Annotated in this window: 21 protein-coding genes; 19 read left to right on the forward strand and 2 right to left on the reverse strand. The window is 39.0% G+C overall.

Annotation, left to right across the window (positions count from 1 at the left end; genetic code table 11):
- Window positions 1–375 precede the first annotated feature (375 nt).
- The 7 genes from pnp (at window position 376) to AC6BKE_RS12620 (ending at window position 7,875) form a co-directional block, all read left to right on the forward strand.
- Entirely contained in the window at window positions 376–2,490 is a 2,115-nt protein-coding gene (pnp, locus tag AC6BKE_RS12590; protein WP_036121371.1) for a polyribonucleotide nucleotidyltransferase, read from the forward strand.
- Between the two features lie 91 nt (window positions 2,491–2,581).
- Window positions 2,582–3,805: a M16 family metallopeptidase gene (locus AC6BKE_RS12595; protein ID WP_141903482.1), complete on the forward strand. Its 1,224-nt coding sequence runs from the start codon at window positions 2,582–2,584 to the stop codon at window positions 3,803–3,805.
- A 517-nt stretch (window positions 3,806–4,322) separates the two neighbouring features.
- Entirely contained in the window at window positions 4,323–4,508 is a 186-nt protein-coding gene (locus tag AC6BKE_RS12600; protein ID WP_197412998.1) for a hypothetical protein, read from the forward strand.
- Between the two features lie 73 nt (window positions 4,509–4,581).
- Window positions 4,582–5,577, forward strand: a complete 996-nt coding sequence (locus tag AC6BKE_RS12605; protein WP_499856880.1) for an ABC transporter substrate-binding protein — start codon at window positions 4,582–4,584, stop codon at window positions 5,575–5,577.
- A 17-nt stretch (window positions 5,578–5,594) separates the two neighbouring features.
- Complete coding sequence (locus AC6BKE_RS12610; RefSeq protein WP_036121351.1) at window positions 5,595–6,587, forward strand: FecCD family ABC transporter permease; 993 nt, start codon at window positions 5,595–5,597, stop codon at window positions 6,585–6,587.
- Window positions 6,587–7,369, forward strand: a complete 783-nt coding sequence (locus tag AC6BKE_RS12615; protein WP_036121348.1) for an ABC transporter ATP-binding protein — start codon at window positions 6,587–6,589, stop codon at window positions 7,367–7,369. Before AC6BKE_RS12610 ends, AC6BKE_RS12615 begins: the two co-directional genes overlap by 1 nt.
- A gap of 11 nt (window positions 7,370–7,380) precedes the next feature.
- Window positions 7,381–7,875 carry a pyridoxamine 5'-phosphate oxidase family protein gene (locus AC6BKE_RS12620; protein WP_036121345.1) on the forward strand — a complete coding sequence of 165 codons (495 nt, stop codon included), beginning with the start codon at window positions 7,381–7,383 and terminating at the stop codon, window positions 7,873–7,875.
- A 215-nt stretch (window positions 7,876–8,090) separates the two neighbouring features.
- Here AC6BKE_RS12620 and AC6BKE_RS12625 read toward each other — a convergent pair whose 3' ends face one another.
- Window positions 8,091–8,603 (reverse strand): ATP-binding cassette domain-containing protein, encoded by a 513-nt coding sequence (locus AC6BKE_RS12625; RefSeq protein WP_230593795.1) that lies wholly within the window; start codon window positions 8,601–8,603, stop codon window positions 8,091–8,093.
- Between the two features lie 141 nt (window positions 8,604–8,744).
- Entirely contained in the window at window positions 8,745–9,083 is a 339-nt protein-coding gene (locus AC6BKE_RS12630) for a GntR family transcriptional regulator (RefSeq protein WP_499856881.1), read from the reverse strand.
- 166 nt (window positions 9,084–9,249) lie between these two features.
- Here AC6BKE_RS12630 and AC6BKE_RS12635 point away from each other — a divergent pair, with 166 nt between their 5' ends.
- The 12 genes from AC6BKE_RS12635 (at window position 9,250) to AC6BKE_RS12690 (ending at window position 23,273) form a co-directional block, all read left to right on the forward strand.
- Window positions 9,250–9,513, forward strand: a complete 264-nt coding sequence (locus AC6BKE_RS12635) for a YlmC/YmxH family sporulation protein (RefSeq protein WP_036121342.1) — start codon at window positions 9,250–9,252, stop codon at window positions 9,511–9,513.
- A 9-nt stretch (window positions 9,514–9,522) separates the two neighbouring features.
- Complete coding sequence (locus tag AC6BKE_RS12640) at window positions 9,523–10,302, forward strand: NAD(P)-dependent oxidoreductase (protein WP_036121339.1); 780 nt, start codon at window positions 9,523–9,525, stop codon at window positions 10,300–10,302.
- Entirely contained in the window at window positions 10,296–10,886 is a 591-nt protein-coding gene (locus AC6BKE_RS12645) for a dipicolinate synthase subunit B (RefSeq protein WP_089932009.1), read from the forward strand. Before AC6BKE_RS12640 ends, AC6BKE_RS12645 begins: the two co-directional genes overlap by 7 nt.
- Window positions 10,887–10,968: 82 nt before the next feature.
- Window positions 10,969–12,006, forward strand: a complete 1,038-nt coding sequence (locus AC6BKE_RS12650) for an aspartate-semialdehyde dehydrogenase (RefSeq protein ID WP_330493458.1) — start codon at window positions 10,969–10,971, stop codon at window positions 12,004–12,006.
- A 13-nt stretch (window positions 12,007–12,019) separates the two neighbouring features.
- Window positions 12,020–12,919: a 4-hydroxy-tetrahydrodipicolinate synthase gene (dapA, locus tag AC6BKE_RS12655; protein WP_058843932.1), complete on the forward strand. Its 900-nt coding sequence runs from the start codon at window positions 12,020–12,022 to the stop codon at window positions 12,917–12,919.
- Between the two features lie 266 nt (window positions 12,920–13,185).
- Window positions 13,186–14,853, forward strand: a complete 1,668-nt coding sequence (locus tag AC6BKE_RS12660) for a ribonuclease J (RefSeq protein ID WP_058843931.1) — start codon at window positions 13,186–13,188, stop codon at window positions 14,851–14,853.
- Between the two features lie 153 nt (window positions 14,854–15,006).
- On the forward strand, window positions 15,007–17,295 hold the full coding sequence (locus tag AC6BKE_RS12665) for an FtsK/SpoIIIE family DNA translocase (protein ID WP_036121326.1): 2,289 nt from the start codon (window positions 15,007–15,009) through the stop codon (window positions 17,293–17,295).
- 200 nt (window positions 17,296–17,495) lie between these two features.
- Window positions 17,496–18,224: a GntR family transcriptional regulator gene (locus tag AC6BKE_RS12670; RefSeq protein WP_036121324.1), complete on the forward strand. Its 729-nt coding sequence runs from the start codon at window positions 17,496–17,498 to the stop codon at window positions 18,222–18,224.
- Between the two features lie 54 nt (window positions 18,225–18,278).
- Complete coding sequence (locus AC6BKE_RS12675; RefSeq protein ID WP_058843929.1) at window positions 18,279–19,361, forward strand: BMP family lipoprotein; 1,083 nt, start codon at window positions 18,279–18,281, stop codon at window positions 19,359–19,361.
- A 357-nt stretch (window positions 19,362–19,718) separates the two neighbouring features.
- Window positions 19,719–21,266 (forward strand): ABC transporter ATP-binding protein, encoded by a 1,548-nt coding sequence (locus AC6BKE_RS12680; RefSeq protein ID WP_089932014.1) that lies wholly within the window; start codon window positions 19,719–19,721, stop codon window positions 21,264–21,266.
- Entirely contained in the window at window positions 21,266–22,312 is a 1,047-nt protein-coding gene (locus AC6BKE_RS12685; RefSeq protein WP_036121315.1) for an ABC transporter permease, read from the forward strand. The genes AC6BKE_RS12680 and AC6BKE_RS12685 overlap by 1 nt, the downstream gene beginning before the upstream one ends.
- Window position 22,313: 1 nt before the next feature.
- Entirely contained in the window at window positions 22,314–23,273 is a 960-nt protein-coding gene (locus AC6BKE_RS12690) for an ABC transporter permease (RefSeq protein ID WP_036121312.1), read from the forward strand.
- Window positions 23,274–23,365 lie beyond the last annotated feature (92 nt).

Here is a 23,365-nt window from a genome sequence, read left to right on the forward strand (position 1 = left end):
TCATAAAATCAAATACCCTGTAGCAAATCGTTACAGGGTATGATTGATAGTACCTCTATTTTTGTTTTAGCTTTACTTGCTATGTGACTTTCTTTATACTGATAAGATGTTGTATGATGAGCGCAATGTTATCATAAATTGATATTTAAGCTTGTACCTTTTGGTAGGAATCCATTGAAAATCCGTATACCAATGTAAAAAATGCTTTTTCAATAAAATATAGAAATAAATCTTAAATAAATTGGCAATAACTGAATTTAAATGTATGATTATTTCATGAAATATTATTTAGCATAGAACAAGCATTTTTGGTACACTTACTATTAGTACATACAGACGAAGTAAGTGTTTTTATAATAGAGAGGGGTTCATTGAATGAACGAAAAGAAAGTCTATTCCTATGAATGGGCTGGCCGTCCACTTGTAATTGAAGTTGGACAGTTAGCAAAACAAGCAAACGGAGCCGCATTAGTACGCTATGGCGATACTTCTGTACTTGCCACAGCAACAATGTCAAAATCACCAAAACCACTTGATTTCTTCCCATTAACAGTTAACTATGAAGAACGTCTATATGCTGCAGGTAAAATTCCTGGCGGCTTTATTAAGCGTGAAGGGCGTCCATCTGAAAAGGCGATTTTAGCAAGCCGTTTAATCGACCGTCCAATTCGTCCGATGTTCCCAGATGGTTTCCGTAACGAGGTACAAGTCATTTCGATGGTTATGTCCAATGATCCTGACTGTACATCTGAAATGGCAGCGATGGTAGGTTCATCATTAGCGTTAGCTATTTCTGATATTCCATTTGATGGACCAATAGCTGGTGTACAAGTAGGTTATATTGACGGAGAATTCATCGTTAACCCGACAGTGGAGCAATCGAAACACTCAACAATTCATTTATCTGTAGCAGGCAACAAAGATGCCATCAACATGGTTGAAGCGGGCGCACTTGAAGTGCCAGAAGAAATCATGTTAGAAGCTATTATGTTCGGTCATGAAGAAATCAAAAAAATCATTGCTTTCCAAGAACAAATTGTGGCAGAGGTAGGTAAAGAAAAGTTACCAGTGACATTATTTGAGATTGACGAAGCGATTCAAGCCGATATAAAAGCAGCTTGTGAGACTGATATGCATGATGCGATTCAAACTGCGGAGAAGCATGCGCGTGATGAGGCCATTCAAGCTGTAAAAGATCGTGTTATCGCTTCCTATGAAGAGCAAGAAGCCGACGATGAAACAATGAAACAAGTGTATAACATTCTTGATAAAATGGTAAAAGAAGAAGTGCGTCGTCAAATCACGGAAGATAAGATTCGCCCAGATGGTCGTAAGCTCGACGAAATTCGACCACTTTCTTCTGAAACAGGCTTATTACAACGTACACACGGTTCTGGTCTATTTACACGTGGACAAACACAAGCCCTATCTATTTGTACACTAGGGGCGCTAGGTGATGTACAAATTATTGATGGCTTAGGTGTAGAAGAATCAAAACGCTTTATGCACCATTACAACTTCCCTCAATTCTCTGTAGGGGAAACAGGTCCAATCCGTGGTCCAGGCCGTCGTGAAATTGGTCATGGTGCGTTAGGTGAGCGTGCGCTTGAAGCTGTTATTCCAGATGAATCGGCTTTCCCATATACAATTCGTTGTGTATCTGAAGTACTTGAATCAAACGGATCCACTTCACAAGCTTCTATCTGTGCATCTACATTAGCCATGATGGATGCAGGTGTACCATTAAAAGCACCAGTTGCAGGTATTGCAATGGGTCTTATCAAAAAAGGCGAGCACTATTCCATTTTAACGGATATTCAAGGGATGGAAGACCATCTAGGTGATATGGACTTTAAAGTTGCTGGTACAGCTAAAGGTGTAACAGCACTACAAATGGATATTAAAATCGACGGTTTATCTCGCAATATTTTAGAAGAAGCACTGACACAAGCGAAAGTTGGTCGTATGCATATTCTAGAGTCAATGCTTGCAACACTTGCTGAACCTCGTGAAAAATTGTCTGAATTTGCACCGAAAATTGTCATCGTGAAAATTAATCCAGATAAAATTCGTGATGTGATTGGACCTGGTGGTAAACAAATTAACAAAATTATTGAAGAGACAGGCGTTAAGATTGATACAGAACAAGATGGTACAATCTACATTTCTTCTGCAAATGAGGAAATGAATGCACGTGCAAAACAAATTATTGAAGATATCGTACGGGAAGCAAAAGTAGGGGAATATTACTTATCGACTGTGAAACGTATTGAAAAATTCGGTGCATTTTGTGAGATCTTCCCAGGAAAAGATGGTTTGCTACACATTTCCGAAATTCAAGAGGAACGTACAAAGCAAGTGGAAGATGTCTTAAAACTTGGCGATCAATTACTTGTGAAGGTTATTGAAATTGACAAGCAAGGTCGTGTGAATTTATCTCGTAAAGTAGTAATACAAGAGGAAAAAGAACGCGCTGAACAAGAAAAATAATAATGATTCCAAAGGCTGCGTATGATTGCGCAGCCTTTTTAAATAGTAGCAAAAAGACTAGTAGAGAATTTTTATAATTGGGGGAGATTTTTTGGTTCAAGTACATACATGTCAAAATGGTGTTCGGCTAGTATCAGAGCATATAGATCATGTGAGGTCTGTTGCATTAGGTATTTTTGTGAATGCAGGTTCTCGCTATGAGCTACCAGAAGAAAATGGCATCACACATTTTATTGAACATATGTTATTTAAAGGAACAACAACTCGCTCAGCCCGTCAAATTGCTGAAGAATTTGATCGAATTGGCGGAGAGTTAAATGCGTTCACATCGAAAGAAAATACATGTTATTATGCAAAAGTTTTAGATCATCATGCAGAGCTTGCTGTCACAATACTAGCAGATATGTTTTTTCATTCTACGTTTGCGGAAGAAGAATTAGAAAAAGAGCGACAAGTGGTATTAGAAGAAATATTAATGAGTGAAGATGCGCCTGATGATGATGTTCATGAAAAACTGTGGAGTGTCATGTATCCGAATGATGCACTTGGTCGTCCGATATTAGGAACTGCTGAGACATTAAAGACTTTTACGGCTGACGCCATACGACATTATATGGACAAACATTATGGTCCAGAATCTGTTGTTATATCCATTGCGGGTAATATTTCAGCTCAGCTTATGCAAACGATTGAAGATTTATTTGGACACTACCAACCTTCTCCACAAGCGATTGCGCCTGTACTGACAAATCCTGCATTTTATCCAGGAGAAATGACGAAAATTCGTGATACCGAGCAAGCACATCTTGCGATTTCATATCCAGCAATTGGTGTGAAAGATCCAGATATGTATAGTTTTATTGCACTGAATAGCATTATTGGGGGCAATATGAGTTCTCGATTATTTCAAGAAGTACGAGAGGAACGTGGGTTAGCTTATTCTATTTTTTCCTACCAATCCTGTTATGCCGATGTTGGCGCGTTTACGATTTATGGTAGTACTAGTCGCCAGCAATTAGCTCAGCTTCAGCATACCATTGATGCTACTTTACTGGACATTGTCGCTGGTGGCATCACAGCAGAAGAGCTTGATAATGCAAAAGAGCAGCTGAAAGGTAGCTTTGTCCTTGGTTTAGAAGGCACGGGGGCCCGTATGAATCGCAATGGGACAAGTGAGCTGGTGCATCGTAAGCATCGTACTGTAGACGAGGTACTTGCATCTATAGATGCTGTATCCATGGAGTCAGTAGATCGACTAATTGCCAAAATTTTAAAAGCCGAACCAGCTATCTCGATTATTGGCCCAAGCGAATAAAAGAGCTTAAAATGATACTAATTATCCAAGTTATAACAATTTATTCATTATAGTAAAAAGGAGAACTTTGAATATTTCCAAGGTTCTCCTTTTAGTGTTGAAAAACAAAACAGTCAATTGAAAGGTAGAAATGGATTTCCGTTGCAGGCTACTTGCTTTCCTGTGGGCGAGCGCCCCGAGCCGCCTCCTCCGCTATCACTCCGTTTAGAGGCTCGCCTGTCTCGTTATCCCACGGGAGTCAAGTAGCCTCCACTCCAACCTACAAAAGTATTACCTTTTTAGCAAAGGTTTTCAAATAAGGCGAAGGTCTTCACTACTCTTTATGGAGAAGTGTTGTCACACATCACCTCTCCATATTGAAAATAAGAGCTTATTCCCTCTAAAAATAATGGGCTATTTAATCGCTATATTACTATGAAAAAAAGTAAAGACACTTTGCAGAATGGTTGATTGGAGTGGAGCCAGCGTCACTCCTAGGGGATTTAGCGTCACAGATGAGACCCTGGAGCACACGTAAGTGAGTGAAGCGGCTCATCGGACGCCCCCTGGAAAGGACGCTGGCGGAACGGAAATCACCCCTTCCCCTTGCAAAGTTGCTTTTTCTGCCTTTGACATGATCTTTTTTCAACAACATGAGGAGAACTTTGAATATTTTCAAAGTTCTCCTTTTTTAATGTTTATTTTCTTCTCAATTAAGCATTGAAATTCTCAATTAACTTTGATAGTATGAATGATATTGAAAATCATTCGCATTTAAATTGGAGGATATTTATCTTATGAAAAAATGGCTTGCTGTCAGTACCCTGACATTATCACTAGCGCTAGCTGGTTGTGCAGATCAGGAAGAAAAGAGTACTGACAAAGAAATAAAAGAAGAAGCAACAACACAACAAGAAACAGCAGATACAGCTGATGTGCAAGAGGATGCATTTCAAGATGGTGTCGATGAGGAAGCATTCCAAAAGGCATTAGCAAGCTTCCCAACAACAGCACCAGAAAAAATTGTCACGACATCGGTGCCTTTAACAGAAATGTTACATCTTTTGGACATCACACCAGTAGGAGTGCCAACATCGACAAACCCTATCCCAGCAGACTTTGATTCTATTACAAAAATCGGCTCGCCAATGTCGCCCGATTTAGAGGTTATTTCAAGCTTACAAACAGACTTAATCCTTGGGGCATCATCATTACAAAGCTCACTTGATCAAGCACTACAGGGAATGAATTTACCGACAGCTTATTTACCAACGGATTCATATGAAGACTTAAAATTAAGCTTTAAAGTGCTCGGTACGTACTTTGGTAAAGAAGAAAAAATGAATGAGGTTTTACAAAATCTCGTAGCAAAAGAAAAAGAATTGGAAGAGAAAGCACAAGGAAAAGAATTACCATCTGTGATGCTTGTCATCGGTACATCTGATTCCTTTATGGTAATGAACGACCAATCCTACTTAGGAAGCTTAGTAGAACGATTAGGTGCAGACAATATTGCGAAATCGGTACTAAAAGCAGAATCAACGTATTCGCCAATGAATTTAGAAGATATTGTTGTAGCTGATCCGGACATCGTTTTTGTTTTAGCATCAGGTGATCATGGAGCAAATGAAGATAAATTTAAACAAGAGATTAAAAAGAATAGTGCATGGCAACAATTATCAGCCTATAAAAATGACAAAATCTATATGCTTGATTATAGTACATTCGGTGTCACATCCATTACAAATGCTGAGAAAGCACTAACAACAATTGCAAATTATTTTTATAAATAAGTTCGTGAGGTAGAGGTATGATTCATACAGCAAGAAGTCGCATGATTATTATCACGACCTTTGTGGTAACGATTTTAGCAGCCATTGTAGCGATCGGGTTAGGCAGTGTTCATATTTCCGTACCTGATATTTTATCTACCCTGATCAATGGACGTGATCAAGAGGGTGTTTATACAACCATCATCTGGGATATTCGCCTACCGCGCGTGCTGCTCGCATTAATTATTGGTGCTAGTATCGCCATTTCGGGTGCCTTATTGCAGGCAGTTATGGGCAATCCATTAGCCGATCCTGGGTTAACAGGGGTAACGAGTGGGGCAGCGGCCTTTGTGTTACTTATTCTTTTAGCTAATCCAGAGCTAACGCATTTGATTCCGCTTGCAGCTTTTGTTGGTGGCTTAATTGCAGCAGCCATAGTATATGCTCTTGCATGGAGACGTACAGGCATTACACCCATCACCATTATTTTATCAGGGGTAGCCGTAAATGCATTGTGTGGTGGAGTCATTGGATTCTTATCCATTCTTTACAGTGATCGTTTACCATCAGCTGTGCAATGGATGAATGGTAGTCTTGCAGCAAAAGGAAATGCATCACTGCATATGATTTATGTGTATGCCATTATCGGCTGGATTCTATCCATTTTTGCCATTCGAAAAGCTAATATTATTCGTTTAGGCGATCAGGTCGCAACCAATTTAGGAGAAAGTGTGACCCGTATTCGTATTATGTTATCTATTTTAGCTGTTTTTCTAGCAGCAATTTCGGTTGCAGCAGTTGGCATGATTGGCTTTGTTGGATTAATCGTCCCGCATATGGCTAGGCTACTAGTTGGCTCCGATTATAAGTACATGTTGCCTATGAGTATGGCTATGGGAGCTATTGTCTTATTGATTGCCGATACGGGTGGACGGACATTATTTGCACCACTTGATATTCCAGCAGGTATTTTAATGGCTGTTCTCGGTGGACCTTACTTCTTATATTTAATGAGAAAGAGGGCGTTCTAATGTTAACAATTGATCAGCTATCCATCAGCTATGAACAAAAGGAAGTTGTCCATAATTTTTCATTTGAAGTGAAACAGGGCGAAATTTTATCCATTATTGGACCGAATGGCTCCGGTAAGTCAACGATTTTAAAGGCGATCGCACGGATGCAGCCGTATCATGCAGGAACCATCCTATTTGATGGTGTAAATATGCGTCAATTATCCTCAAAGGAAATCGCACGCAAAATGTGTATGCTGAGTCAACAAAACCAAGCACCGAGCGATATTTCCGTCAAAAATTTAGTCGCCTATGGTCGTTATCCACATAAAAAATGGTTTGAGCGTCTCAATGCAGAGGACGAGGCCATAATTGATTGGGCATTGGAAAAAACCTACCTCTCACATTATAAAGAAAAGCCTATTGCCGCTTTATCTGGTGGGGAGGCGCAACGTGCGTGGATTGCAATGGCATTGGCACAACGGCCCCAAGTGCTATTATTGGATGAGCCCACGACCTTCTTAGATATTGCCCATCAGCATGAAGTGCTAGAATTAGTGCGAGAGCTTAATCGTGATATGGGCATGACTGTTGTGATGGTGCTCCATGATTTAAACCAAGCCTCTAGCTATAGCAATCAAATCGTTGTTGTAAAGGACGGCTTACGAGCACAAATGGGTACACCGGATGAGGTTATGACGGAGCAAATGATCCAACAAATTTATCGTATGGAAGCAGAAATTCAATATGTCACATGGGATAATGCCCCACGGATTCAATTAAAAAATACGGTCAAAGTATAGGAGGAAACAACATGCCAAAAGCAATTGATATTGAACAAGTAAAACAAAACTATGAAGCATTTATTCAAGGTAAAAAAAATTGTGTATTAAGCTTTGTAGATGGGGAAGGCAAGCCTTTTAGTAGTACAACGCCTTTTATACGTTTGAATGGGAAATTTTATGTGTATATTAGTCGTATTGCCGAACATTACCAGTTAATGGAGCAGTCAGAAGTAGTCGATTTAATTTGTGTAGCAGATGAAGCTGTGACAGCCAATCCATTTGCCACAGAGCGAGCACGCTGGCAATGTCAGCCTAAAAATTTAGGAAATGAAGGTCATGAGGAGATTTTTGCTGCCTTCGATCAACTATTTAATGCAAAAATGATGGAAATGTTACGTTCACTCGATTTCTCATTATTTGAATTAACACCTCTAGACGGACGCTATGTAGTTGGATTTGGCAAAGCCTTTACGATTGATATTGCCAATGACACATTAATCCATGTTGTAATTGATAAAAAATAGGTTGCCAATAGGCAGCCTATTTTTTGATGGTGATTAGCAAATTTCTCGCGTCGTATATAAATGAAGCCATTTAAGGTTTTTCAAGCCTGAAAGCCTCATTTCCTTCATGTTTAAGTGCTAAAGCCTCGATTCCAAACGCTCCCGGACGTCTTCTCACAATCGCATGCTCTGGCAAATCTCTTACTTCCTCACTATTCCCTTTGAAAATCCCATAATCATAAGAGGGCATCCTTACTTTCGCTCAATAAAATTTCACCTTTATGAATCAACTTAATATAGTCAGCATTTTTTTCTAAATCGCTTGTAATATAGGAAGAAAATAAAATGCTATGTGTTTCATCCTGCATCAATGCTAAAAATAAATCCAAAATTTCAGCCCGAATGATAGGATCGAATCCACTTGTTGGTTCATCTAAAATCAATAATTTTGGATGATGTGACAATGCTAATGCAATTGACAGCTTCATCCTCATACCTCTTGATAGTTCCTTGATCTTCTTCCTCTTTGGGACATTAAATTGAGCTAATCGTTCAAAATAATAGCCTGAATCCCACGTTTGGAATACTTTTCTCATGATTTTGTCGAGCTGCGTCGCATTTAGCGTTTCTGGTACGTGTAAATCGTCAAATACGACTCCGCTGTCGTTTTTTATCGATAGTTCATGTTCGACATGATCTTTATTAAAAAGCAATATTTCGCCATATTCTTTTTTTAGTAAGTTCAGCATGCATTTAATGGTTGTGGATTTTCCAGCTCCATTTTCTCAGATAAAGCCTACACGGTTCCTTGAGGGACTGAAAAGCTTACATCTTTTAAAGAAAAGCCTTCAAAGACCTTATGTAAATCATGAATCTCAATGGCATTCCTCTTAATTGTCCACCTCTACTGTTAAAGATAGGAGTTCCTGCAATTTTTCATTAGAAAGACCGGCTGCTTTCGCTATTTTTACGGCCTTTTGCAAATGCTCCTCAAGCTGTCGCAGAAGTTCCTTGCGTAGAAAATCTTGATTGCGCTCTGTAACAAAGCTCTCTTTGCCTGCAACTGTTTTGATGAAGCCGTCTCGCTCTATATCGGTGTATGCACGTTTGGTCGTCATGACACTGACCTTTAAATCCTTTGCTAGAGCACGGATAGATGATAGTGCATCACCTGCATGTAATTTATTCGCTAGAATGGCCTCTTTGAGCTGTATCGTGAGGTTTATCACTGGCATTACTTAAATGGATATGCACAAATCCTCACCCGTTATAACGGTGTATATACACTATGTACAGATGTCGATGGAAATGCAACACATTCCTACTTTTGGTAGGGGGCACGATTTGCAAAAACTCGCATATATTGAGGTAATGGCACAAGGAGGGAGATGAGGCATGCTACTATCTGAGATGGTGGATAAGGAGTTAATTCAAATTGAGGGTGGCGTACATTTTGGCATCTTGGCACATACAGAATGCCTATTAGATGTGCAAACAGGGAAAATACATGGCTTTGAAATTGTGAAAGATAAACTACCATTCCAAAAAAAGAAAATGAAAGTTAGTGAAATGATACCTTGGCACGAAATTATCTTAATTGGTGAAGATCGGATTTTATTTAATAAGACATCTTCAGTACAGTCAGAATATTTACAGTGAGGTGAGCTTTTGGAAAACGAAAAATGGCTTGTTATCGGTGAGGACTCACGATTAAAGGAATTAGCGACAATGCTAAGAAGTCCATCGAGAACAGTGTTTTATAAAAGAACGACCGTTTGGAACGAGGAGTTAAATAAACTGGTTTTAGAATACCAACCAAATAAAATTATCCTACCAATTCTTCCATTAAAAATAGAAGTTGAGCAGCTCTATGGAATATCACAAGTTAAATTTTATACAGGCCGATTAACGATGCATTGGAAGCAATTACTAGAGAAAAATGAATCCATTTGTTATTTGCAGCAAGAATCGTTTATATGGCAAAATGCTCGGTTAACAGCGGAGGGATTTATCGCCACGTTTTACGGACTCGAGCAAAAATGTATTTACGGACAAAATTTTACAATCGCAGGCTTTGGACGCATCGCCAAAATGCTCGCCTCTTTACTAGTTAAGATGGGGGCGAACGTCCACATTGTTGCACGTTCTGTTGTACAAGTGAGCGAGGCAAAAGCATATGGCTATAAAGCTACGAATTTAGATGATCGTCGATGGTCTATTACGGATGATATTTTCATCAATACAATTCCAGCAAAATGGATTACAGAATCATTTATAGAGCATGTTCCAGCAGTTTTATATGATTTGGCCTCAGAGCCAGGCTGTTTAGATATAGATGCGGAGCAATTACAAACGTATGTACTATTGCCATCATTGCCTGGGAAATACTTTGCACATGACGCTGCTACAATCTTGTGCAAGGCAATAGAGGAGGAAGAAGATTGTTAACGGGGAAACGAATTGGGCTAGGTATTACAGCCTCACATTGTACGTATGAAGATGTCATACCTAAAATTCAAAATTTTATTGATGTCGGAGCAACGGTTGTGCCAATTATTACTCACTCCGTTTTACATGCAGCTACTCGCTTTGGTACTGGAGAGGAGTGGATTGCCAAAATAGAAGCATTAACAGGAGAAAAGGTTATTTCTTCTATAAAAGAGGCGGAACCATTTGGTCCATCCAATCCATTAGATGCAATGGTGATTGCGCCAATGACGGGCAATAGCATAAGTAAGTTTGCGAATGCAGCAACAGATAGTCCCGTATTAATGGCAGCGAAGGCAACATTGCGTAATGGATCACCTGTTGTATTAGGTATTTCAACAAATGATGCACTTGGTTTAAATGGTATAAACATTATGAAGCTGTTGAATGCCAAAAATATTTATTTTATTCCTTTTGGTCAGGATGCCCCCCTCTCCAAACCGAATTCTTTAATTGCTGATTTTGATCAAATGGTGGATACTGTTCATGCAGCAATTACGCAGAAAAAGCAATTACAACCGCTGTTGATACAATATTTCAAATAAATCATAGATTACACACAATTTTCAGTATTTTTGTGATACAATAGCACACATTATGGAACATGTATTCAAGGAGAGATGACAGATGACAAAGCAGTTAACAGTTGCGGTTGTTGGGGCAACAGGAGCAGTAGGTTCGAAAATGATGGAGCAATTAATTAAACGTAAATTTCCGATTGGGCATATTAAATTTCTAGCCTCTGCTCGTTCAGCGGGAAAATCAATCGAATTTAATGGTCAAACATATACAATTGAAGAAGCGACACCTGAAGCTTTCGAAGGCGTCAATGTCGCTTTATTCTCAGCTGGTGGGTCAGTATCAGCTGAACTTGCACCAGAGGCAGCTAAGCGTGGTGCAGTAGTTATTGATAATACGAGCCATTTCCGTATGGATCCAGAGGTACCGCTTGTCGTACCTGAAGTGAATCGAGGCGACTTAGCGAAGCATAAAGGGATTATTGCGAATCCGAACTGCTCTACAATTCAAATGGTGGCTGCACTTGAGCCAATTCGTAATGCATTTGGTTTAACGAAAGTAATCGTTTCAACATATCAAGCCGTTTCAGGAGCGGGTATTTCTGCTATTCAAGAATTAAAGGCACAGAGCGCAAATTGGGAAGCAGGTAAAGATGTAGAAGCAACTATTTTGCCGTCTGGTAGTGATAAACGTCATTACCCAATAGCACGCAATGTCATTCCACAAATCGATAAATTCACAGATAATGGATTTACATACGAAGAAATGAAAATGATTAATGAGACGAAAAAAATCATGCATGCACCAGAGCTCAAAGTAGCTGCTACTTGCGTTCGTGTTCCAGTCGTTTCAGGTCACTCTGAATCTGTTTATATTGAGGTAGAGAAAGAAGCGTCAATCCAAGAGATTTTTGACGTATTACGCAATGCACCAGGTGTGGTATTACAAGATGATATTGCAACACAAACTTACCCAATGCCTATTTATGCAGAAGGGGAAGACGCTACTTTTGTAGGACGTATCCGTCAAGATTTAGACAACAATAAAGGATTCCATCTATGGATCGTTTCTGACAATTTATTAAAAGGCGCCGCATTAAACTCTATCCAAATTGCAGAAGCAATGCTTGAGGATAACTTACTATAAGAGGGGTGTAAGGATGAATTTAGGTCGAATTGGAACGGCTATGATTACGCCGTTCAAAGATGATGGCACGATTAATTATCCAGAACTAGAACGTATTATTAATCATTTGATAGACAACGGTACAGACTGTATCGTTGCCTGTGGTACGACTTCTGAAAACCCAACAATGTCTACTGAGGAAAAAATCGAAGTTGTGCGCTTTACAGTAGAGAAAGTAGCAGGACGCGTACCGGTTATTGCAGGTACAGGGGACAATGAAACAGCCTACTCGATAGCGATGACTCATAAAGCAGAAGAAAATGGAGCAGACGGTATTATGCTTGTAGCTCCATACTATAATAAGCCGAATCAACGTGGGATTTTCGCTCACTTTGAAACCATCGCTAAACAAACAAGTCTACCTGTTATGCTCTATAATGTCCCTGGGCGTACAGGTGTCAATGTTGCCTATGAAACTTCTGTTGCTTTAAGCAAGATTCCAAACATTGCTTGGATTAAAGAAGCGAGCGGTAACTTAGATCAGATGGGAGATGTTATAGAGAACATTGATCCAGATGATGACTTCTTAGTGTATAGTGGGGATGATGGTTTAACATTACCGTTAATGGCCATAGGCGGAGCAGGCGTTATTTCTGTAGCAGCCCATGTTGTAGGCAATGATATGCAATTAATGATTAAAGCGTTTGAAGAAGGAAATCATAAGCTAGCAGCCAAAATTCACCGAGCATTATTACCTTTAGTACGTGCGCTGTTCGCTCAACCGAACCCATCGCCTATTAAATATGCGATGACAAAGTTAGGCTTTGATACACTCAATGTACGTCTGCCAATGATGGAAATGACAGATGAAGAAAAAGAGAACTTTGACCGAATTTGGGATACGTACCAAGAAAAAGCGAAAAATTTTCGATAATGAGCAACGAGGCTGATAACTCTATCGGCCTCGTTTTTGTATGCTATAAACATCCATTCATCACTTCTCATCCTTAAAAATACTTGATTAACTCTATTCGTACAAGGTATCCAATATTTGTTTTTCCATCTACTAGCAATAAGCAAATCATAAGAAAATCTATTTCCTACGTGAAACATGTATTTTTAATTTGTGCAAAAGCTTTGCAAACCGTATAATAAATGTTAAGTGGTTGCTGTTCGGGATATTTTTTAGGAGGAAATAAATTGACAAAAAAGAAAAATGAATTGATTCGTATCATCCCTCTTGGGGGTGTAGGCGAAATTGGGAAAGCAATGTACGTAGTAGAAATTGATGAAGAGCTATTTGTAGTGGATAGCGGCTTAATGTTCCCAGAAGATGAGATGCTAGGTATAGATATCGTGATTCCTGACATTACGTACTTAGAAGAAAATAAAGAACGTGTGAAAGGTATTTTCTTAACACATGGTCATGAAGATGCGATCGGCTCTATTGCCTATGTTTTACAAAAAATAAAGGCACCTGTGTACGGATCGAAATTAACCATTGCATTAGCAAAGGAACATTTAAAAGAATTACCTGCACCACATCAGGTGAAATTTTTCGAAGTAACAAACCGTAGTCGTATGAATTTTAACTCAACGTATGTAACATTCTTCCACACAACACATAGTATTCCCGATTCGTTAGGGGTAGTGTTCCATACATCTGAAGGCGCGATTGTTCATACAGGAGAGTTTAAATTCGATCAGTCAGCGACAGGTAAATTTAAACCTGATTTAGCAAAAATGGCACAGTTAGGGGAAGACGGCGTCTTTATTCTATTATCTGAGTCTTGCGAAGCTGAACGACCAGGCTATACGACATCGGAAATTGTGATTGAAGAGCAATTATCAAAAACATTCCACTCAGCACCAGGTCGTATTTTAGTAGCTGTCTATGCATCGAATTTTATTCGTATTCAGCAAGTTTTTGCCCAAGCCCAAAAATCATTCCGTAAAGTTGTGATTGTTGGTAAGCCATTGGAAAAAGCTGTTGATTTAGGTGTACAGCTTGGTTATTTAACAGTTGAAGAAGAGACAATTATTCCAATTTCAGAAATGCAAAAATATCAAGATGATGAAATTATCATTATTACAACTGGCAATAGAGGAGAGCCTCTAGATGCATTAGAAAAAATTGTCCGTAAGCACCATCGTGACATTAAAATTAAACAAGGTGATACGGTGTTAATTACATTTACACCTTCTCCTGGCATGGAAGTACAAATGGCTAATACGATGAACTCTATGTCAAAAGCCGGCGCTGAAATTTTGACTTCTAGTAAAAATGTCCACGTATCAGGACATGGTAGTCAGGAAGATTTGAAGCTGATGCTGAATTTAATGCAGCCAAAGTATTTTATTCCTGTTCAAGGTGAATATCGTATGCTCATTGCTCACTCGAAGTTAGCGCAACAGCTCGGTATGCAAAAATCACAAATCTTTATCGCCGATAAAGGGGATATCGTAGAATACAAAAATAATAAAATGCGCATGAGTGGTCGTGTACAAGCTGGTAACGTATTAATTGACGGTATCGGTGTAGGCGATGTAGGAAATATTGTACTTCGTGATCGTAAATTATTATCGCAGGATGGTATTTTCATTGTAGTCGTGACATTAAATCGAGCACAAAAGAAAATTGCGTCTGGCCCAGAAATTTTATCACGAGGCTTTGTCTATGTACGAGAATCAGAGGAATTAATGATTGAGGCATCTGACATTGCAAAAAATGTGATTGAAAAATATGTTGGGAAAGATACATTTGAATGGACGAATATTAAACAAGAAATTCGAGATACACTCAATACGTATTTATTCCAAAAAACAAAACGTCGTCCAATGATTATTCCAATTATTATGGAATATTAATTGAACGAGCTCATCGTAAAGGTTTTGAGGAAAAAGTAGATGAAAAGGATTTTCTCCCAATTGCGGTGGAAAATCCTTTTTTTGAAATATTCGAGTTCTACATGTTATGATTCGCTACATATATAAAATGGATCGCAGAAGAAGGTGAAATAGATGGCAGTTAGTAAAAGAAAAAAAGTGACTAAAAGTAAAGCGACAACTGAAAAAAAAGATATGCATCCGCTTATGTATGAAATTTTAGGACTGCTTTTAATTGCATTAGCAGTCATTATGATTTTTGAATTTGGCATGATTGGTCGGATTCTAGAAAACATCGCAATGTTCCTTTTAGGTAATTTACATTTTGCTGTTCCATTTATGCTTATATTTGTTGCATTGTTAATGATGATTGGTCGTAAAAAAGTCAGTATGAAGGATCGATTAATACTTGGCATGGTACTCATTATTATGAGCTTAACGATTTTTAGTCATGGCATATTATTTGAACAGTTATCAAAATCAGGTGGTCTATTATCTGATTCTGTGCTACGTGAATCGTGGCGAATATTAATCAATACCGATGGCATTATTCATCGCAGCAATGCTCTGGGCGGTGGGATGATTGGCGCCCTTTTATTTAGTGGGCTTCATGTATTATTTGAAGCCTCGGGTGCAAAAGTTGTTGCTTGGGTAATCTTCTTTATTGGGCTCATACTTGTCACTGGCAAAGCATTAGTCCCATATTTAGCAGAAAAAACACCAGATCTATTTGGCAAATGGAAAAAAAAGCATCATGATAAAAAGAAAAACACACCGAAAAAACCAAACAATCGCCGCTCAAGGGTAGAAAGTGGAGATGAGGTTGCGGCTGTAAATCAAATTACGGATGTGCCTGAACAAGAGGAGGAAATACCTCATGAGCCGATTATCTCTGCTTTTACGCAAAATGTCTCGCAGGAAAGAGCTGTGTATGATACGCCTGTGATGGAAAATGAAGTAGAAGAAGCAGCGGATGAGGTTCATATTCAAGGTACAGATGCAGTGGAAAATGCAGACTATCAGCTACCGTCTTATAACCTATTACAACTACCACCTCAGCATGATCAAAGTGGTGAATATTCAGTTATCCAAGCGAATGCCAAAAAGCTTGAGCAAACATTACAAAGCTTTGGTGTAAAAGCAAAGGTAACACAAGTGCATTTAGGACCAGCTGTCACAAAATATGAAATCTTGCCAGATATAGGTGTGAAAGTAAGTAAAATTGTCAATCTGCAAGATGACCTTGCGTTAGCACTAGCGGCTAAAGATATTCGGATGGAAGCCCCAATCCCTGGAAAATCGGCGATAGGTATTGAAGTACCTAATAGCGAAGTAGCCATTGTAACGCTTCGAGAGGTATTAGAATCGAAGGATGGTGCGAAACCAGAAGCATTATTACAAGTAGCCTTCGGGCGTGATATTACAGGACAAGCTGTACTAGCCGAACTCAATAAAATGCCACATTTACTTGTAGCTGGTTCAACAGGCAGTGGGAAAAGTGTTTGTATAAATGGCATCGTTGTATCCATACTAATGCGTACAAAACCGCATGAAGTAAAACTTATGATGATCGACCCAAAAATGGTGGAGCTCAACGTTTATAATGGCATTCCTCATCTATTGGCTCCTGTCGTAACAGATGCACGTAAAGCTTCGCAAGCACTGAAAAAAGTGGTATCTGAAATGGAACGTCGCTATGACTTGTTCTCTCATACAGGTACACGAAATATTGAGGGCTACAATGCACATGTTCAAAAAGTGAATGAACAAACAGAGGAAAAAAATCCAAAGCTACCTTATATTGTAGTCATCGTGGATGAGTTAGCAGATTTGATGATGGTCGCATCAAGTGATGTTGAGGATTCTATTACACGATTAGCTCAAATGGCACGTGCAGCAGGAATTCATTTGATTATTGCAACACAAAGACCAAGTGTAGATGTTTTGACAGGTGTTATTAAAGCGAATATTCCATCGAGAATTGCTTTTGCCGTTTCGTCAGCCATTGATTCAAGAACGATTTTAGATATGGGTGGAGCTGAGCGCCTACTTGGGCGTGGTGATATGTTATTTTTACCTGCGGGCGCTTCCAAACCGAAAAGGGTGCAAGGTGCCTTTTTATCGGATCAAGAAGTGGAGGCAGTCGTTCATTTTGTTATAGAACAGCAAAAAGCGCAGTATCAGGAGGAGATGATTCCTACCGAAGAAGAAACCATTTTAGAGGAAACGGATGAATTATATGATGAAGCTGTCCAATTAGTTGTCAATATGCAAACAGCATCCGTTTCCATGCTGCAACGTCGCTTCCGTATCGGCTATTCTAGGGCCGCACGTATTGTCGATCAAATGGAGCAACGTGGGGTTGTAGGGCCACCAGAGGGCAGTAAGCCTCGTCAAGTACTTGTTCACCAATATGATAACTAAGCAAAAAAGCTAGATGTCAAAATGGTGAGAACTACTGTATATTTGTCCAAATATTTGCAAAGAAAATGAAGAAAGAATGAATTCTATAACAGATTTTATTCAAAACTGTTTATTTCATTCTGCAAAAATGTTATATTTATGAACGATTAGTAGGAATGTTGTACATCAGATGTCTGATCTCTGATTTGGTGGTGATATATGTGACTATTAAAGCAGATCATCGTCATCTCTATCTTCAAGTTATCGATCGTTTAAAATCTGACATTGAGGCTGGCATTTTTAAAGAAAATGAAAAGCTGCCTTCAGAGTTTGAATTATCGAAATCACTAGGAGTCAGTCGAGCTACTCTTAGAGAAGCTCTTAGACTGTTGGAAGAGGAAAATGTGATTGTGCGCCGACATGGGGTTGGGACTTTTGTCAATCCTAAGCCGTTGTTTACATCAGGCATCGAGCATCTATCGAGCATTTCTTCTATGATCGAAACAGCAGGTATGGAGCCGGGTTCCCGTTTTTTAAAGGCAACTGAGCACACACCTTCTGAAGAAGATTTAAAACGCTTCCAATGTGATGGCGACGATAAAATACTCACGATTGAACGTGTCAGAACAGCGGATGGTGAGCCAGTAGTTTACTGCATAGACAGGCTACCCGCAAGCTTCCTGCCAACTGACTTTGTCGAAAAAAAAGAAGTTTCACTGTTCTCTGCTTTAGAGCAATCAGGCAAAATTCATGTAGCCTATGCTGTAACTTATATTGATCCAATTGGGTATCATGAACAAGCCTCACCGATTTTAAATTGCGGACGTGAAACAGCTCTTTTAGTGTTAAAGCAGTTGCATTACGATGACCATGATCAAGTAGTGCTCTATTCAAAAAATTATTTCCGAGCTGATAAATTCAGCTTCCATGTAGTTCGTAAACGGGTGTAGAACATTTCTAAATTTTTTTCCTGCTAATTACAATACCTTTGGGGGGTTAATTAAATGAAAAAACGTAAATTTGGTTTAGTATTAACATCAGTATTAGCGGCAAGTGCTATTTTAGGTGCTTGTGGTACGAAAGACGACGAAAAACCTGCAAAAGACAATGACAATGCTTCAGGCGGCGACAAAACAGAAGAAACTTTCTCAGTAGCAATGGTTACTGATGTAGGTGGCGTTGATGACAAATCATTCAACCAATCTGCATGGGAAGGTGTACAAGCTTACGGTAAAGAGCACGGCTTATCAAAAGGTGATGGTTTTGATTACCTACAATCAAAATCAGATGCAGACTATGATTCAAATTTAAATGCATTACTACGTCGTGACTTCAATTTAATTTTCGGTATTGGTTATATGATGGAAGATGCAATGGCTGCAATTTCTGAGGAAAATCCAGATGGCCAATTTGCAATCATTGATGCTGAAGTAAAAGCAGACAACGTAGTATCAGTAATGTTCAAAGAGCAAGAAGGTGCTTTCTTAGCGGGTGTAGCGGCAGCGAAAATGTCTAAATCAGGTAAAATCGGCTTCGTAGGTGGCGTAGATATCCCAGTTATTAATCGCTTTGAAGCTGGATTCCTTGAAGGGGCAAAAGCTGTAAACCCAGATATCATCATCGAAGATAAATACACAGGTGCATTTGATAAAGCGGATGTTGGTAAAATTACAGCAAGCGGTATGTTCTCATCAGGTGTCGATGTAATCTTCCACGCTGCTGGTGCAACTGGTAACGGTGTATTCTCTGAAGCAAAAGAACGTAAGAAAAAAGATCCAGAGGCAAACATTTGGGTAATTGGTGTAGATGCTGACCAATACGAAGAAGGTAAAGTAGACGATAAAACAAACGTAACATTAACTTCAATGTTAAAAGGTGTTAATACAGCAGTAGTAGATATTTCAAATAGAGCAAAAAATGGTGATTTCCCAGGCGGAGAAACACTTACTTATGGTTTAGCTGAAGACGGTGTTAAACTTGCAGATTCACGCGGTGCGATTCCAGAAGATGTACAAAAAGTAATTGATGAATATAAAGAGAAGATTGCTAAGGGTGAAATCAAAGTTCCAGAAAAAGTGGAAAAATAATTCAACTCTTGATCATCATAAGGGACTTTTAGAAGGACCTTATGATGATTTTTCAATCTATCGTTATATTTAGATTATTCGCAATACTCTATTTAACTAGATTTATAGGAATCTTATAGAGGTAAATCATGATGGTAATAAGTTAATAGAAGAAAGGTTTCTAACGATGACCTTTCCTGTATTAATTTAGCAAAACAACTACCTCTATAGGTGGGTTTAGATCAAGCAATAATTCTAGCCTCTGGTAGAAATTGACTACTGGACGTATGGCTTATCTGTACCATCAATCATGTAGCAGCAGATACTATACGCTAAGGCAAAAATACTTAATAAGTGCCTATTAAGGGAGTGACAATTTTGGAATATGTGATTGAGATGCTTGGAATCCGTAAAGAATTCGGGAGTTTCGTGGCGAATAATAACATCACCCTCCAACTGAAACAAGGCGAAATCCATGCATTGCTTGGTGAAAATGGTGCAGGTAAATCGACTTTGATGAACGTCCTTTTTGGTTTATATCAACCAGAGGGTGGCGAAATTCATGTTCGTGGGAAGGCTGTAAAAATTACAAACCCGAATGTTGCCAATGATTTAGGAATTGGCATGGTGCATCAGCACTTTATGTTGGTAGAAAACTTTACGGTTACAGAAAACATTATTTTAGGCACGGAGCCTACTAAAATGGGGATTGTCAATATAAAAGATGCGGCGAAGAAAGTACACGCACTTTCTGAAAAATATGGATTGGATGTTGATCCAAATGCCAAAATCGAAGACATCACAGTTGGTATGCAACAACGTGTTGAAATATTAAAAACATTGTATCGTGGTGCCGAAATTTTAATTTTTGATGAACCCACGGCTTCATTAACACCACAAGAGATTACAGAATTAATTCAAATTATGCGTCGACTGATTGCAGAAGGTAAATCTATTATTTTAATTACGCATAAGCTAAAAGAAATTATGGAAGTTTCAGATCGTGTGACGATTATCCGTAAAGGAGAAGGGATTGGCACTGTTGTAACCGCTGCCACAAATCCTGATCAATTGGCTGAAATGATGGTTGGCCGTCAAGTTGAATTTAAAACAGAAAAAATTGACGCAAACCCAACTGAAGAAGTGCTATCGATTGAAAAGTTGGTAGTAACGGATTACCGAGATATTGATAAGGTAAAAGGTTTGAACTTAAATGTTCGCAGAGGTGAAATCGTAGGTATAGCTGGTATCGATGGTAACGGTCAGTCCGAATTAATCGAAGCCATTACAGGACTACGTAAAATCAAAAGTGGGACAGTTAAGTTAAATGGCAAAGATATTACCAATATGAAGCCTCGTAAAATTACAGAGGAAGGCGTCGGTCATATCCCACAAGACCGTCATAAGCATGGTTTAGTGTTAGATTTCCCGATTGGTCATAATATTGCACTGCAAACGTATTACCAATCTCCAATTGCAAAGGGCTTTGTCATGGATTATAAAAAAGTGTCGGAGAAAGCTCGTCAAATCATTGAAGAGTATGATGTGCGTACAGGTAATGGTGAAATGACACCGGCTCGTGCATTATCTGGAGGTAACCAACAAAAAGCTATTATCGGTCGTGAAATCGACCGTAATCCAGATTTATTAATTGCTGCTCTACCAACACGTGGACTTGACGTAGGGGCTATTGAATTCATTCACTCTCGCCTCATTGAGCAACGTGATAAAGGAAAAGCCGTTCTGTTAATCTCATTTGAATTAGATGAGGTCATGAATGTATCGGATCGTATTGCTGTTATTTATGATGGACAAATAGTAGATGAGTTAAATCCAAAAGAAACAACAGAACAAGAGCTAGGCTTACTTATGGCAGGGCAAAGTAAAAAAAATAATAAGCATGATGCGAAGGAGGGGAACGACTAATGTCAAATCGTGTCATTAATCTACTCGTTCCTATCATCTCTATCATTATCGGTTTAATTGTAGGGGCTATCGTTATGGTAGTCAGTGGCTATGACCCAGTAGAAGGTTATATTGCTCTTTGGACAGGTATTTTTGGAGATTCATATTCAATTGGGAACACAATTCGTCAAATAACACCTTATATTTTGGCAGGTCTTGCAGTAGCATTTGCATTCCGCACAGGACTGTTCAATATTGGGGTTGAGGGTCAGCTGATTTTAGGTTGGCTAGCAGCAGCTTGGGTAGGATACGCATTTGAGCTACCTAAAGTCATTCACTTACCATTGGCATTACTTGCTGCTGCAGCTGCAGGTGCATTTTGGGCCTTTATTGCAGGTTTCTTAAAAGCGAAATTTAAAGTCCATGAAGTTATTGCGACAATTATGCTCAACTATACTGCGCTTTATATTGCCAACGCAGTGATTAAAAAATTGTCCGATGGAAGCTTTAAAACAGAACGTATCCATGAATCAGCTTCTTTACGTTCTCCGTTTTTAAGAGAGCTTACAGACAATTCAAGTCTTCACTATGGGATCATTGTTGCACTATTAATGGTAGTAGTTATGTGGTTCATTTTAGAAAAAACAACACGTGGATACGAGCTAAAAGCAGTAGGCTTTAACAAAAATGCTGCCGATTATGCAGGTATGAGTGTTAATAAAAATATTATTTTAGCGATGACGATTTCAGGAATGTTTGCAGGTCTTGGTGGTGCGATGGAAGCTTTAGGTACATTCCAAAACGCATCTATTAAACCTGGCTTTACAGGAATCGGTTTTGACGGTATCGCCGTTGCGCTACTTGGTGCGAATACACCACTTGGGGTAGTGTTTGGAGCATCACTATTCGGTTCATTAAAATATGGTGCATTAAATATGCCAAATGCTGCGGGTATTCCAGAAGAAATCGTATCAATTATCATCGCATTGATTATCTTCTTCGTCGCATCAGGCTATATTATTCGAGTAGGCTTGCAAAAGCTGAGCAAGAAAAAGGAGGGACAATAACATGAGCTTTTTAGAAATGTTATATTTCATCATCCCTTCAGCGATTCTTTATGCAACACCTTTGATTTTTACTGCTATCGGTGGAGTATTCTCTGAACGCTCTGGTGTAGTCAACATCGGGCTAGAAGGCTTAATGATTGTTGGTGCTTTTGTTGGTATTTTTGTCAATTTAGAATTCGCTTCGTCATTAGGTGTGGCAACGATTTGGGTAGCGATGTTAGCAGCTATGATTATTGGTGGGATTTTCTCTCTTTTCCATGCTGTTGCTTCGATCTCTTTCCGTGCCGATCAAACAGTTTCAGGTGTAGCCATTAACTTACTTGGCTTAGCTGCTACAGTTTTCTTAGTTAAAATGATTTATGATAAAGGTCAAACGGATATGATTACACGTCCAATCGACCGTTTCGGTATTCCTTATTTAGAGGATATTCCATTCTTTGGTCCTTTATTGTTCCATGATGTTTACAGCACATCTATTTTAGCATTTGCGGTAGCCATTGGTGCTTGGTTTATTATCTATAAAACACCATTCGGCTTGCGTTTACGTGCTGTAGGTGAACACCCAATGGCGGCGGATACAATGGGGATTAATGTTAATAAAATGCGCTATATTGCCGTTGTTATTTCTGGGGCATTAGGTGGTCTTGGTGGTGCAGTCTATGCACAAACAATTACACATGACTTCTCGCATGCAACAATTGCTGGACAAGGTTTCATGGCCATTGCCGCTATGATTTTCGGGAAATGGCATCCAATTGGTGCATTAGGAGCAGCCTTATTCTTCGGTTTAGCGCAAACATTAAGTATTGCAGGAAGTCAAATTCCATTCATCGAGAATGTACCAGCCGTTTATCTGCAAATTTTACCATACGTCTTAACAATCCTTGCATTAGCAGGCTTTATTGGTAAAGCGAATGCTCCAAAAGCAAGTGGACAGCCTTATATTAAAGGTAAACGTTAAGAAAAATGAATCAAAAAGACTGAGTGAACGATGCTCAGTCTTTTTTTACATATGAAATTGGTGTATTTTTTAATTTTTCCCATACATACTTT

It is taken from the genome of Lysinibacillus sp. COL-1, assembly GCF_059814265.1.